The organism is Burkholderia stagnalis (genome assembly GCF_902830275.1).
GTDB lineage: Bacteria > Pseudomonadota > Gammaproteobacteria > Burkholderiales > Burkholderiaceae > Burkholderia > Burkholderia stagnalis.
This window is the reverse complement of the sequence record NZ_CADESW010000010.1, coordinates 107,963-121,700: the sequence shown is the minus strand read 5'-3', so window position 1 is coordinate 121,700 and position 13,738 is coordinate 107,963. Positions and strand designations below refer to the sequence as shown.

Annotated in this window: 14 protein-coding genes and 1 pseudogene; 8 read left to right on the top strand and 7 right to left on the bottom strand. The window is 60.7% G+C overall.

The genetic code is table 11. The features are described 5' to 3' along the window. Positions 1-88 precede the first annotated feature (88 nt). The 6 genes from HWY45_RS18865 to HWY45_RS36880 form a co-directional block, all read right to left on the bottom strand. The gene (locus HWY45_RS18865) at positions 89-1,213 is read right to left on the bottom strand and encodes a DUF4200 domain-containing protein (protein WP_150998172.1); all 1,125 of its coding nucleotides are present in this window, start codon (positions 1,211-1,213) and stop codon (positions 89-91) included. A 334-nt stretch (positions 1,214-1,547) separates the two neighbouring features. Beyond that, positions 1,548-2,819, bottom strand: coding sequence for an AAA family ATPase (locus HWY45_RS18860; RefSeq protein WP_081069760.1), 1,272 nt, complete (start codon positions 2,817-2,819; stop codon positions 1,548-1,550). 163 nt (positions 2,820-2,982) lie between these two features. Next, complete coding sequence (locus HWY45_RS18855; RefSeq protein ID WP_150998190.1) at positions 2,983-3,261, bottom strand: hypothetical protein; 279 nt, start codon at positions 3,259-3,261, stop codon at positions 2,983-2,985. A gap of 2 nt (positions 3,262-3,263) precedes the next feature. Next, positions 3,264-3,611 carry a hypothetical protein gene (locus HWY45_RS18850; RefSeq protein WP_059881752.1) on the bottom strand — a complete coding sequence of 116 codons (348 nt, stop codon included), beginning with the start codon at positions 3,609-3,611 and terminating at the stop codon, positions 3,264-3,266. Then, entirely contained in the window at positions 3,608-4,867 is a 1,260-nt protein-coding gene (locus tag HWY45_RS18845) for a hypothetical protein (RefSeq protein WP_059881755.1), read from the bottom strand. The genes HWY45_RS18850 and HWY45_RS18845 overlap by 4 nt, the downstream gene beginning before the upstream one ends. Next, positions 4,864-5,001: a zinc-finger-containing protein gene (locus HWY45_RS36880; RefSeq protein ID WP_230946902.1), complete on the bottom strand. Its 138-nt coding sequence runs from the start codon at positions 4,999-5,001 to the stop codon at positions 4,864-4,866. Before HWY45_RS36880 ends, HWY45_RS18845 begins: the two co-directional genes overlap by 4 nt. A 208-nt stretch (positions 5,002-5,209) precedes the next feature. On the opposite strand from HWY45_RS36880, the gene HWY45_RS18835 reads away from it, so the two are divergent. The 4 genes and pseudogenes from HWY45_RS18835 to HWY45_RS18820 all read left to right on the top strand — a co-directional run bounded on the left by HWY45_RS18835 (position 5,210) and on the right by HWY45_RS18820 (position 7,779). Next, positions 5,210-5,512 carry a phage holin family protein gene (locus HWY45_RS18835; RefSeq protein ID WP_059881757.1) on the top strand — a complete coding sequence of 101 codons (303 nt, stop codon included), beginning with the start codon at positions 5,210-5,212 and terminating at the stop codon, positions 5,510-5,512. An 858-nt stretch (positions 5,513-6,370) separates the two neighbouring features. Then, positions 6,371-6,700 (top strand): annotated as a pseudogene (locus HWY45_RS18830) (SOS response-associated peptidase family protein); the annotation flags it as partial. A gap of 514 nt (positions 6,701-7,214) precedes the next feature. Further along, the gene (locus HWY45_RS18825) at positions 7,215-7,496 is read left to right on the top strand and encodes a type II toxin-antitoxin system Phd/YefM family antitoxin (protein WP_254598636.1); all 282 of its coding nucleotides are present in this window, start codon (positions 7,215-7,217) and stop codon (positions 7,494-7,496) included. Next, positions 7,483-7,779, top strand: a complete 297-nt coding sequence (locus HWY45_RS18820) for a type II toxin-antitoxin system RelE family toxin (protein ID WP_081069761.1) — start codon at positions 7,483-7,485, stop codon at positions 7,777-7,779. The genes HWY45_RS18825 and HWY45_RS18820 overlap by 14 nt, the downstream gene beginning before the upstream one ends. Before the next feature lie 74 nt (positions 7,780-7,853). Here the strand turns inward: HWY45_RS18820 and HWY45_RS18815 are convergent, their stop codons facing one another. Then, a complete protein-coding gene (locus tag HWY45_RS18815) occupies positions 7,854-9,383 on the bottom strand; it encodes a recombinase family protein (protein ID WP_230946903.1) in 1,530 nt (509 codons plus the stop codon). Between the two features lie 144 nt (positions 9,384-9,527). On the opposite strand from HWY45_RS18815, the gene rimO reads away from it, so the two are divergent. The 4 genes from rimO to HWY45_RS18795 all read left to right on the top strand — a co-directional run bounded on the left by rimO (position 9,528) and on the right by HWY45_RS18795 (position 13,638). Beyond that, positions 9,528-10,889: a 30S ribosomal protein S12 methylthiotransferase RimO gene (gene rimO, locus HWY45_RS18810; protein ID WP_059881765.1), complete on the top strand. Its 1,362-nt coding sequence runs from the start codon at positions 9,528-9,530 to the stop codon at positions 10,887-10,889. A 3-nt stretch (positions 10,890-10,892) separates the two neighbouring features. Then, entirely contained in the window at positions 10,893-11,819 is a 927-nt protein-coding gene (locus HWY45_RS18805) for a sugar kinase (protein ID WP_059881766.1), read from the top strand. Between the two features lie 67 nt (positions 11,820-11,886). Then, complete coding sequence (gene bktB, locus HWY45_RS18800) at positions 11,887-13,077, top strand: beta-ketothiolase BktB (protein ID WP_059881768.1); 1,191 nt, start codon at positions 11,887-11,889, stop codon at positions 13,075-13,077. Positions 13,078-13,095: 18 nt separating this feature from the next. Next, positions 13,096-13,638: a hypothetical protein gene (locus HWY45_RS18795; protein ID WP_059881770.1), complete on the top strand. Its 543-nt coding sequence runs from the start codon at positions 13,096-13,098 to the stop codon at positions 13,636-13,638. Positions 13,639-13,738 lie beyond the last annotated feature (100 nt).

Genomic DNA, 13,738 nt, shown 5'->3' with positions numbered 1-13,738 from the left:
GGCAAACAATCAAGCACTCATTGAGTGGCTCAGCGAGTTGGCAGCAGATCTGTCGAACATCGTTGATGTAATCGTGACATCACAAAAGTCACACTTCGTGCTTCAGGAGTCGCGCTAACCTAGCCGGGGCAGACGCAATGCTGTCAATCATTAATTGTACCTTGCGAAGCTGTTCCAAGTTTTCCAGGAGATCGTTTCGGCGATTGTTCAGATCTTGCACCATTCGAGTTGCACGATCCGCCGTGCCAGTCAATCCGCCGACAATCCAAGTTGTCTCGCCAAAGATATTAGGTCCACCAGTGTACGAATAAGGGAAAGGGAATCTGGAGGTTGGGAGGTGGCTTTCGCTCTTAGGATACTCTTCAGCCTCGACACGAATAAGCACAAATGGCTTATCTAATCCGCCGTCTATGACTGCGTAGCAAATAGATTCCGTCGGTTGTATTGCAGAGCGGATCGTTGATCCACCAACTCCGCCCGCCTCTAGCGCACCACGATGTGGAAAATCACGCAAATATGTTGACTCGGAATTGATGGCGCTTATTATGGGCTGGCAGTCGTTGATGAGCGAATCTCCCCATATTTTAAATATTTTTGTGTAATCCGCTATTAATTTCTTTGTTGTACTTGTTGGGAGGTCAAGAATTCTTTGGCAAACTATAAGCATAACCAAGCCAGATTCTACAGCGGCAAATAGAGGGATGCCTATTGGCCTGTTTGTCTCGCTTTCATTGTGGTTTGCGATATATCCGATTCCGTCTGTAAGGCTTTCGACTGCATCCAAGAATAGGTATTTAAGATTTCCTTCTAGTTTTCTTTCTTGGCGAATTCCCGCCATATATGACGTTAGTGTGGCAATGTGCGTAGTGAGTTGTGCATGTAATGCATCGCGATATTGTTTGCGCTGCTCATCTCTTATATATGTGCGAAGTGCTCTGATTTCATCGAGAATATCGTCAAGTCGTCCAATTATTGTTTGCAGCTGGCCGGATACCTTGCTTTCCCATGGCGTTGGGCCGAACAATATGCTCAATCCAGTTTTTACTAGGGCGCTCGACGCTCCCTCTATGGCATCGTCGAAAATTTTGTCCCATGTCAATTTATCTAATGCGGAGATAATGCTAGGGTCCGAGCCCGCCGTCGCTTGAGCGGAGAATGATTTCTCATCGATTTGATAGGTAAAATGACCGTTCCTTGGGTAAATGGTTTTCATTATTTTGTCCTCCGAATTCCATGTGCGTAAAATTCGTGAGTGATCTACTCATGAGGGTATGGGCGTATTGCAGTTGGGTTATAGCTGAAAATCTACACGGTTGCTTCATGGGGTTTGCCCTAGGCGATACTCTGCACATCGCACTCGTTAAGCAAAAGGGGGGGCAATGTGGGGCTCTCGAGCGGCGACGAACATGGACTTGCATTCGCAGGACGTTGCGGACTCGAGAGCACAACATAATGCTCGGTGCTGAAATTTATGGATTTATTTTATTGACCGTGCATTGCAATGCAAATTGATGTTGAAGCGGCTTGGTCATATGATATCGAGATATTTACTCATCTTCTTTGTCGCCTTTCTTTCTCTCGAATGGCCTAGCTGCCGCATAGGCCTTGAACAAGCTATCATGAAATTGATAGTATCGTTCTCGAATTTTTTCTATAACGGCTCCGTATTTTTCGCTTGCAAGTTGGCCGACATAAACGGAAATTGCGCTCGGATCGATTCCTATCTCGCGAGAGATTTCGCCATAGAGATCTGTTGTGTAAATTTCATCTGCGGCGACGTTCGCAAATTTTTTCAATATATGCTCACGAACGTAGCTATGCCCAACAGATTTTTTGTATAAATTCTCTTGGACCGGTGCCGAGCCTTTGAAGGCAATTTCTGCGAGGGCATCCTTTGCAATGTCCTCAGTTACTAAGCTGGCTTTTTGGGAAATTGCTTTAAGGAGGGCATGTTTTCCGATAAGATGAACATAAAATGGATGGCCTCGTGCAATGCGGGTAATCCAGTCGGTGGCCGATGCGTCGAAAGAGTATTTGTCGTCAAGTGAGGCCATTGCCCTTGTAATTATCTCTGCCAGCTCTTGCGTGTCCATCGGTGGCACCGGGATGGCGCCATCGGAAAGTTGTCTAACCACTGATTCGTGATCGGCGATTAGTTCGTTGATATCAGCGGCAACGCCAACGAAAGCAAACGTAACTTTATCGGGGCCAAGCGATTTTAGGAGGGATGCGACACCTGATTTTTCCTTGATTCGATCGAACTCATCAATGATAAGTAAAAGGCCGTCGCTGGCAATATTTGATGAAACAACATTTTTGCACGCGTTAACAAAAGTCGAGGTAACATCAGATTCAATTTCTACCTGACGCTCAGTTATCGAATCCTCCGATTTTCCGCTGAGTTTGATGATCTTTACGCTCAATTCGCCGCCAATATTGCCGCTCGTCTTCTTTTCGACCACCTTAAAAGGAATCCATTCGGAGAGCCCATTTTGGTCGGTCAGGATTCTAAGTAGAAGTTTTTCGACGTTTGTAATGCTATCGTCGCAGGTGATCGATACGGTAAGGTAATCGAACGTTTTGTGAGGGGGCTCGGATAGGCGGGCGATTGCATTTGGATCATCTGTTGCGATTTGCGCCAGTACACGAGAAAGGGATGATTTTCCAATGCCACGTTGGCCATAGAGGACGATTTGTGCGCCTTCGGATTGAAGAGCGTTAGATAGCGCATCGAGTGTAGCCTGCCTACCTGCGAAGCGGTCGATATCCCTGACTTCCTTTGCGGGTGTAAAAGCATTATGTGGTGTGATCTGCGACATGGTTCGCCTCTAGCAATTGTACGTACGGCCAACTGTGCTTGGCCGTAGAAGCATATCGCTGTTTCATGTCGACGGGAATGCAAATTGCGTTTCCCGTCGACTGCGGAGAGTCTCCGTGTCTGTCAATTCAATGACAGACAGCCATGGCCGATGCACTCGATTGCTATTCGTTCATCGGGCTCGGTTTCGACAATACTCGAAGATGGCCCGTACCCATCAGAAAATTTCGATACGACCTGATCGCCACGTCCCACACTGCGCGCATGACGTTCGGGCCCGAGTCGATGATGCGGCCTTGCACGTCGATCACCGCAAGCGTGGCCGGTTCGCCGTTCGGCGTTGTGATCTGCAACCCCTGAAAGCTGACCGCGCTAATCGTGCTGGTGATCGGCGTGACGACTTGCACGTCGTCACCGCGTGCGATCCCTGTCGGTGGCTTCATCATCATCGCGTCCTCGCTGCCATGCAAAGCTCCGCGCGCGTCCGTATCTCGCGGTCGTACCCGGTGAGCGTGGATTTCCAGTTGCGCGCATACTGCGGGCCGGCGATCGACGTGCCGGCGGCCTGCGCATCGAGATCGGCGTCGCTCGGCAGTGCGTAGCCGGTGCAGATCCGCGCCCCGTGCTTGCGCATGCCTCGCTTCAGCCGGCCGTTCACGACGAGCGATTCGAGGATCGGCTTCATCTGCGCGGCGCGCTGTTCGAACTTCGACGCGATCGACGACACCGCGTAGACCTTGCCGGGACACAGGCGCGCGAGGATTTCGTCGGGGGTGGGGCGATGCAAGCTCATGCGGCACCTCCTGCGCGCATCGCGTCGATCATGGCGTCCGCAATCTCACCGACGCCGTCCGCCGGCACTGCGGCGGGCTGTTCGACAGGGGACGCGGCGAGGAGGGCACGTACGAGCGCGGCACTCCATTGCTCGAACGTCGGGCAGCCGGTAATGCTCGCTGCTGCAGTGACGTACATGGCGGCTGCCTGCTCATCCGTCAGCGCATCAACGCGGTTATTTTCGCCTCCGAATTTTGAACTAGTCTGATTGCGTCCCGCGTCAGGCGGCAGAACAATTCTCACTGCGGCCCGCCTTGCCTCGGGGGCTGCGGAAGCTGCTGCCCTGCTCCCGGTAACGGGTGCGGGGCATTTTTCTGCTTCGGCCTGCGCGGGTGGCAGTGGGGCGGCGTAGAGTGCGCGAACCTCGTAATCTTTCTCGGAAAAGTTAACGGGCTTGCCGTAAAACTCTTCCCATTCACCGGATTCCCCATCGCTGCGGCGGCGGAGTTGCCACATCACCGGCGCTTCTGCCCGTTTGCCCGTCGTCGCTGCCGCGGGTTGCTCGACAGGGGATGCGCGCGCGAACAGTTCCTCCGATTCGAACTTGATGCCGCGAGCGACCAGAGTGCCAACGAATTGCGGGTCGGTGGCGAACTGGAGGGATTCGTCGCTGAATGTCAGAAGCCAGCCGCGGCGCGCGAGCGGTGCCGCGTGCGGCGCGGCGTACAGCACCGGCAGCGCGTCGAGCCACGCCTGCACCTCGCCGCCCGACCACATCTTGCGCAGCATCGTCGGGAACTGCAGCAGGAACGGCTCTGCCGGCGTCGCGCCGGCGATCTGCGCAGCGCCGATGGCTGAACGCAGACGAATCTCCGTGCCGTTGCCTTTGGGTTTGAACCGCGTGATGACGTCGGCCGCTTCCCCGGCGGCGCGCAGCAGGCCGCCCATCGCGAGCAATTGCGCGCGCAGCCATTCGTCGACCTGCTCGCCACGCGGGCAACCGAACTGCAGGCAGACGGCATGGGCGGCGTCGAGTGCCTGGCGCGTGGCGTCGTACACCCATCCTGACACCTGGCGCTCCGGATCGGCCGGCAGCGACCCGCGGTGCACGTCGACGGCGAGCTGGTAGCGCGCGAGGATCTCGCGCGCGTCGGTCGCGTTCACGCCGTGCAGGAAGCTGCGCAGGCCCGTCTCGCGCGCGATGTCGAGCAGTGTCTGCGCGTCGATCGGCGCGCGCGAGCTATCCGGGATGTGGTTGCTGGTCGTGTCGGTCATGATGCCTCCCGTGCGTTGCAGATTTCGACGACGCGGTTGCACGTCGTCACGTCAAACCATCCGATGTGGCATTCCTCGACGTTCTCGATGCCGAGTTGCGCGGCGAGCCACGCGTACGCGTCGGTGCGCGTCATGCCGCCAGAATCCCAGGTCGGGTTGAATGCGGCTTTCGCGCGCTTGCGCGCCTCCGCGCGTGGGTGCGTCGGCCAGCGTGCCGACCGGGATGCCCGTGAACGGGTGCATGCCTATCGGCCTCGCTGCCGACGGCGTAATGCCGCGGCGCCAGGTGCTCACCGCGCGCAAGGTCGGCGGCCGCACGACGTACGTCGCGGGGTTGCAAGCATGAGCGACCTCTGGAAGGAAGTGGGCGGCTTGGCCGCGATCGGAGGGGCAATTGCAATGGGCAAGCTTCTTGTCGGAAACGAGCCTCTGACAGCGCGGCTCATCATCGGGCGTACGATCGTGGGATCAGGCCTGAGTGTCGCCGCCGGCGCCGCGCTGACGCTGTTCCCCGACCTGCCGCCGCTGGCGGTGACGGGGCTTGGGGCGTGCTTCGGGATTCTCGGGCAGTCGTACCTCGAACTGCTCGCGATGCGGGCCATCAATCGACGGCGCGACGGCGAGCGCGCGGACGAGGGGGCGTGACCGGGATTACCGCTTCCGTTTTTGCTCACGTCGCAGGCGCACGACCTCCAAGATCAGCCGATGGATTTCATCAAAGGTGCAACTGCGAGGATCCAACCACCACAGCCGAAGCTCGTGCAGATCGGGCGTCTGATAGGCCGGAAGTGGTCGTTCGGCTGCCTCCCGTGTCGCCGTCGTCTTTGTCGGTGGTAACAGGCCGACCGGCGGTTTCGGCTGAGCATTCCTGTTCCGCCGCGTTTCGTCCAGGCGGTGGGACCGATCGTGCTTGCCGGGGTACCAGTGTGCAGCCTCCGCGTCGGTCATCCAGAAGCACGTTCGCCTGGGTGGTCCTTCGCACGGATAAGGCACGTATTCCCACTGGTACTCCCAAAGCGGTTTCATGATGCGAATTAATTACTGTATGGATATACAGTATATTTCGAGATAAGATTCACTCGTCAAGTCTCAAAAATGCGGTGCGGTCGATGTACACGTATATAAACGACGCGGATCTGCAAGCTGCTGCTGATCACCAGGTTGGTCGAAGCGAGTAGGCGACCCTAAAATTGGGGCAGAGGTACAACCAGCGGTACGATCCAACGGGAAATTACTGAAGCATGAGGCTCAAAAACGAAGACGTTGTCCAAGCATTGACAGGGGGCGGCATTTCACTGGACCGGTGGGTTTCCCTTGGAGATCATCTCGTCGGCTACTTTGACGACGCGGGACGCCTAATGGCTCGCATCATTGAGGATGATGCGCTCGCCTTAGCCGCGTCCGACCTGCTCCGGGAGCGTGGGCAGATTCATCAGGTTGTGGCGGACGGTAATCCAATTTAGCAACGTCCGCTACGAAGAAGTAGCGGTCAAAGAGTCTAAGAGGTGGATTTCCGAGCCGTGCTACGAGACCGGTCGTAATGTTTGGCACCGGATCGGCCTGGCCGACTGGCAGCCGTACTGCGTCGCGGGAATCTGGCGACGCTACGAGGGCGATGACGGGCGCACGCTCATCGGGATGAGCATGCTCACCGTGAATGCCGACGGGCATGGCGTGATGGGGCGCATGCGCAAGCCGGGCGATGAGAAGCGGTCCGTGGTGATCTTGCGGCCGGCCGACTATGACGAATGGCTGCGCACGAAGGATCTCGAGGCCGCGCGTGCGATCCTGCAATTGTTTCCAGCGGGTGAAATGTCCGCGCGCCCGACATAGTGCCACGGGGCTCGAAAATTATCGTTTCGCAGTGCACCTCGCGTGCATGAAATCTTTGACGAGACCAATAAAAGGACCTATGATTTGGTCATTCAGTCGGTCTCGTCGGGATGGCCGCTGCCGACCACTTGAGGTCAAACCCTATTTATCTTGGAGGAGCGTGAATCGATGACCTAAGACAGGTCATATTGGTGACCGGGCTGGATGACTGTATCCCAGCTCTTAATACGGCGCAGTACTTTATAAGGAGGGCCGTAGTTAGACGACCGACGCTACTGGTTTGGACGGGTGATCGCTGGCCCGACCGACCTAGGTCAAAGTTACTTTGTCATTGGATAGGAGGCTTGAATTTTAGCGACCTACGTTGCTGGTCTGGACGGGATCTCGCTGCCCCGGCCCACCAAGGTCAAAATTATTTTTTATAGTATTGGAGGTACATCAACAATTAAGCGAATCGGATCGTTACCCTGTCCCTTGGCGGCATGACCATTTTTTACGAGGTCTCCGAACACACATGTTGTATATCTCCGCGCCCGGCGCGGAAGGTGATTTGATGGAAAGCATTCTTGCCCGCGCTTCGATCGGAATTAGCGAACTCAAGATCAACCCGACCGCTGCAATTGAGCGAGCTGATGGTCCGGTCGCGGTGCTTAATAGAAACAAGCCCGTGGCGTATCTGATTCCTGCGGAAGAGTGGGAGGCGATTTGCGACAGACTTGAAGACATCGAGCTGGCAAAAATCGTGATGGAGCGACGCGGGGAAAAATCCGTGAGCGTAAACCTTGAAGATTTATGAGCTTAAGTTTAACGAAAGTGCGTTAAAAGAGTGGAAAAAGTTGGACGCGCCAATCCGCGAACAACTGAAGAAGAAGCTTGCGGAGAGGCTGAACAATCCGCACGTCGAATCTGCGCAATTGTCCGATTTGCCCGGCTGTTATAAAATAAAGCTGCGATCGTCGGGATATCGGCTGGTATATGAAGTGAACGACCACTCTATCACGGTGACGGTCGTTTCCGTTGGAAAGCGTGAAGGTAATCGCGCGTATGCGAAAGCCAAAAAGCGATTGAGCGATCGTTGAGTTGCTCATAATTCTACTGAAAGCAAAAGCCCTTTCGCGATATTTCGAAGGGGCTTTTTGTTTTGGTGACTGTATTAACTGTTCGTAGTGTCCGCGAAGGTTGCGTTGATTTCTTCGGCAGCGTGCCATCCTCCCGTCTTGCGATCGATGTTCAGCAGCCGAGTTGTGCCGCGTTTCGCGATGAGAAGCAGGCCGATAGATTCGTCGTCAACATCCGGACGGAATCCGGACTGATAAACGACAATACGCGAAAACGTGTCGACGACAAGCTGGCGCGCCATCATGCGCGCGTCATAGTCGAGCTGCTCGACGCCGTTCACCAGATCTCGCCATGCGTCGGCGGCGGCCGGTGCAACTGCCGAGGCGGACGCGGCGAGGTGATGCTCGAAAGAGTCGACTTCGCGGCGTTCGCCGGCGAGCTGGCTTTCCAGTTCTCGCAGGCGTTTCAACACGGCGGCCGGCGCTTCGCCATCGTCGAACAGCAACGCGTCCGTGACGCGGCGAACCTGCGCTTCGAGCTCGGCGACGCGTTGGCGCGCGCTCGCCAGTTGAGCGCTCACCGACGCCGTGCCCGCGTCGCCCTCAAGCAGCCGCGTCAAATTCATCTGGTCTGAGCAATACAGCATCAGGGCGCGCTCGACCGGCACGACGCTGCAGCTTCCGCTGATCTTGCAGCCGGCGCCCTGGCTGTAGGTGACGCAGTGCAGTCGTCGGTGGCCGGGGTAAGGGCGACCGTCCGGCAGGCGCTTTCTGCCCATCAGGTTCTGCGCGACGATCGCGGCGCCGCAGTATCCGCAGTAGGTGATCCCGAGGCCAGTCACGACGCCGGGAATCTCGCCCTTGCCCTTACGCCGTCCGCGCTGCTCGGCCAGGTATCGCAAATCCGCGAACTCGGCGGGCGTCAGCAGGGCAGGATAGTAGCCTTCGAGACGGAACGTCTCGCCTTCGACGTCCACCGTCTTTTCGCCGATCAACATCCGATTGGCGAGGATCTTGTAAATGTTCGAGGAGTGGGTGCGCCCGGTTTCGCTGATCTTCAGCCCGCGCTCGGCAAGCTCTCGCACGACCTGAACCGCGCCGTGCCCCTGTTTGAACATCTGAACGACGAGCTGGACGGCCGAAGCTCGATCGGAGATCGGCTCGAATCCTCCGCCCTCGATTTCGCGAACCCAATGCGGATCTCTGCCGACACGGATGGGCGCGCGCCAGGTGTCTGCGATCCAGCCCTGGCACTGCAGGCGTATCGCCGCCTTGACGCGCTTGCTCTTCGTGTCCGATTCCTCGTGAGCTCGGATCATCACCAGCAGGCTGTATACGAGATCCATCGGTTGAGCCTTGAGGCGCTCGCGGTTGTACTCGCGGCCGTCGCTGGCCGTGACAACCGTGATGCCGGCGTTTACGATCTGCGCGAGCTGCGCCTGGGCCTGCAGCGGCTCGGCGCGGCTTAGGCGGTCCAGACCTTCGACGATCAGAACGGAGCCGGTTGGCACCTGGCCGTCCTCGATGGCACGTAGGAAAACGCCGAGCGCACCTTGCCGGACATGGCGCTGGTGGTAGGCCGACAGCCCCTCGTCCCGCAGTGATAGGGACGCATCAAGCTCCATCTCTTGGTCCGCCGCCCATCCGGCGGTATATCCGAGCCGCCACCCCCTCGCCACTGCCCCCTCGCCGCCGCCCGCTAGTTTTGCCTCGCCGAACCCTAAATGGCTGTAAACTCTCGTTTTTGCCGCCACGCCCCAACATTCCAGATGTCCCAATCCCCCAAAGTAGGGTTCGTATCCCTCGGGTGCCCGAAAGCCCTCGTCGACTCCGAACAAATCATCACCCAGCTGCGCGCCGAAGGCTATGAAATCTCCGGCACCTACGACGGCGCCGACCTCGTCGTCGTCAACACCTGCGGCTTCATCGACGAAGCCGTGCAGGAGAGCCTCGACGCGATCGGCGAGGCGCTGACCGAGAACGGCAAGGTGATCGTCACCGGCTGCCTCGGCGCGAAGAAAAGCGCAAGCGGCTCCGGCCTGATCGAGGAAGTGCATCCGAAGGTGCTCGCCGTCACCGGCCCGCACGCGGTCGGCGAGGTGATGCAGGCCGTCCATTCGCACCTGCCGAAGCCGCACGATCCGTTCGTCGATCTCGTGCCCGCGGCCGGCATCAAGCTCACGCCGCGCCACTACGCATACCTGAAGATTTCCGAAGGCTGCAACCACCGCTGCACGTTCTGCATCATCCCGTCGATGCGCGGCGACCTCGTGTCGCGCCCGGTCGCCGAGGTGATGCTCGAGGCGGAAAACCTGTTCAAGTCCGGTGTGAAGGAACTGCTCGTGATCTCGCAGGACACGAGCGCGTACGGCGTCGACGTCAAGTACCGCACGGGCTTCTGGAACGGCAAGCCGATCAAGACGCGCATGACCGACCTGGTCGCCGCGCTCGGCGAGCTCGCGGCGCAGTACGGCGCATGGGTGCGCCTGCACTACGTGTATCCGTATCCGAGCGTCGACGAAGTCATTCCGCTGATGGCAGAAGGCCCGTTCAAGGGCCACGTGCTGCCGTATCTCGACGTGCCGTTCCAGCACGCGCACCCCGAAGTGCTGAAGCGCATGAAGCGCCCGGCGAATGCCGAGAAGGTGCTCGAGCGCGTGCAGAAGTGGCGCGAGATCTGCCCGGACCTGACGATCCGCAGCACGTTCATCGCGGGCTTCCCCGGCGAGACGGAAGAACAGTTCGAGACGCTGCTCGACTTCATCCGCGAAGCGGAACTCGACCGCGTCGGCTGCTTCGCGTATTCGCCGGTCGAAGGCGCAACCGCGAACGAGCTCGACGGCGCGCTGCCCGACGAAGTCCGCGAGGCGCGCCGCGCGCGCTTCATGGAAGTCGCCGAGGAAGTGTCGGCGAAGCGCATCGAGCGCAAGGTCGGCAAGACGCTCAAGGTGCTGATCGACGAAGTGAGCGACGAAGGCGGCATCGGCCGCACGGCCGCCGATGCGCCCGAAATCGACGGCGTCGTCTACGTCGAGCCCGCGCAGAAGGCGTCGAAGCGCTACAAGGTCGGCGATTTCGTCTCCGTGAAGATCACGGGCGCGGACGGTCACGACCTGTGGGGCGAGGTGTAAGCGATGGCCGCGCCGTTTCCCGACATCCTCGCGCTCGGCGAGGCGATGATCGAATTCAACCAGTCCCTGCCGGCGCGCCCCGAATTCCTGCAGGGCTTCGGCGGCGACACGTCGAACTTCTGCATCGCGGCCGCGCGCCAGGGCGCGTCGGCCGGCTTCGTGTCGGCGGTCGGCGACGATCATTTCGGCCGGCTGCTGAACGGCCTGTGGCGCACCGAAGGCGTCGACACGACGTATGTGCGCGTCGACCGTTCGGCGCCGACCGGCGTCTACTTCGTCACGCACGGCCCGAGCGGCCACCAGTTCGACTACCTGCGCGCGGGGTCGGCGGCGAGCCGCTACGCGCCCGGCGACCTGCCGCTCGACGCGCTGGCCGCCGCGAAGGCGGTGCACCTGTCGGGCATCAGCCTCGCGATCGGCACGGCCGCGTGCGACGCCGCGTTCGCGGCGATCGAGCACGCGCGCCAGCACGGCGCGAAGGTCAGCTTCGATACGAACCTGCGCCTGAAGCTGTGGCCGCTGCCGCGCGCCCGCGCGGTGATGCGCGAAGCGCTGCGCCAGACGGACATCTGCCTGCCGAGCTGGGACGACGTCACCGCGCTCACGGGCGCGGATGATCGCGATGCGATCGTCGACGCGATGCTCGAGCTCGGCCCGCAGGTCGTCGCGCTGAAGCTCGGCAAGGAAGGCGCGTACGTCGCGACGCCGCACGAGCGGCGCGTGGTGCCGGGTTTCGTGGTCGAGGCGATCGATGCGACGGGCGCGGGCGACTGCTTCGGCGGCGCGTTCGTCGCGCGGATCGTCGCCGGCGACGATCCGTTCGCGGCGGCGCGCTACGCGAACGCGGCGGCGGCGCTGTCGACGGCGGGCTACGGCGCGGTCGCGCCGATCCCGCACCGCGATGCCGTGGAGCGATTCATGCAGGGCTGACCCGCGGATGCCGCACGTCGGCCAGGCCACACCATGTGTCCATTCCGAACGAGGATGAGGAGGCAACATGCAGCGCGAAGTGGTGGTGGTGAGCGGGGTGCGGACCGCGATCGGCGATTTCGGCGGCAGCCTGAAGGACTTTCCGCCGACCGAGCTCGGCGCGAAGGTCGTGCGGGAAGTGTTGCAGCGCGCGCAGGTATCGGGCGACGAGGTCGGCCACGTGGTGTTCGGCAACGTCGTGCACACCGAGCCGAAGGACATGTACCTTGCGCGCGTCGCGGCGATCGACGGCGGCGTCGCGCAGCATGCGCCCGCGCTCACCGTCAACCGGCTGTGCGGGTCGGGCCTGCAGGCGATCGTGTCGGCCGCGCAGGGCGTGCTGCTCGGCGACGCGGACGTCGCGATCGCCGGCGGCGCGGAAAACATGAGCCGCGCGCCGTACTCGATGCCGGCCGCGCGGTTCGGCCAGCGGATGGGCGACATGCGGGCGGTCGACATGATGGTCGGCGCGCTGAACGATCCGTTCCAGTCGATCCACATGGGCGTGACGGCCGAGAACGTCGCGGCGAAGTACGGCATCTCGCGCGACGCGCAGGACGCGCTGGCGCTCGAATCGCATCGCCGCGCGTCGCATGCGGCGCAGGCCGGCTACTTCAAGGATCAGATCCTGCCGGTCGAGCTGATCGGCTCGAAGAAGGGCACGCCGGTGCTGTTCGCTCGCGACGAGCACGTGCGCGACGACGCGAGCGCCGACGATTTCACGAAGCTGCGCCCGGTGTTCGTCAAGGAAAACGGCACGGTGACGGCCGGCAACGCGTCGGGCATCAACGACGCGGCGGCGGCGGTGCTGCTGATGGAGCGCCGCACGGCCGAGCAGCGCGGCGCGAAGCCGCTCGCGCGCCTCGTCGCGTATGCGCACGCGGGCGTCGATCCGGCCTACATGGGGATCGGCCCGGTGCCGGCCACGCGCAAGGCGCTCGAGCGCGCGGGGCTGACGGTGGCCGATCTCGACGTGATCGAGGCGAACGAGGCATTCGCCGCGCAGGCCTGCGCGGTGACGAAGGAGCTGGGTCTCGACCCGGCGAAGGTGAATCCGAACGGGTCGGGCATTTCGCTCGGCCACCCGATCGGCGCGACGGGCGCGCTGATCACGGTCAAGGCGCTGTACGAGCTGCAGCGCATCGGCGGCCGTTACGCGCTCGTGACGATGTGCATCGGCGGCGGGCAGGGCATCGCCGCGATTTTCGAGCGAATCTGAAACAGGGAGTACACGTTGGTGGGTCGATATTCTGGATGGCAACGGGCGTTGGTCGTTGCATGGGCGCTGGCGGCGGGGGCGGCGACGCAAGGCGCGTATGCGGCGCAGGTCGTCGCGCCGGACGCGCAGCAGGACGACAGCGCGCCCGCGCGGCCGCTCAGGCCGAACCCCGAATTCGCCCGCCTGCCGCGCTATGAAGGCACGCTCGGCGGCCGGCCGATCGTCGTGCATCTCGGTCCGAAGGAGGACGAAGCGGGTATGCACGGCGAGTACCAGTTCGCGGACACCGGCGAGGTGATCCTGCTGGCCGGCGACCGCGACGGCGACACGCTCGAGGTCGAGGAATCGAACGACGGCACCAACATCACGGGCGTGTGGATCGGCCGCTTCGACGCGTCGGGCGGCCTCAAGGCCGACCGGATGAACTCGGACGAATCGGATCCGCAGCCGATCGTGCTGCGGCCCGCTCGCGGCGCGCGCACCGCGCTGCAGGTGCGCGACGGCCGCGTTCAGGAAATCGAGACGGTGGGCGGCGTCGTCAACCTGCGCGCCGGCGACTGAGCGGCCGCGCTGGCTCGGTGCGCGCGGCGCGCATTGTACCGTGCCAAGCGTGCCGGTTTTGGCTAAGCTAGGCGCTTCATCCTGCAACCGTTCAGCTGTT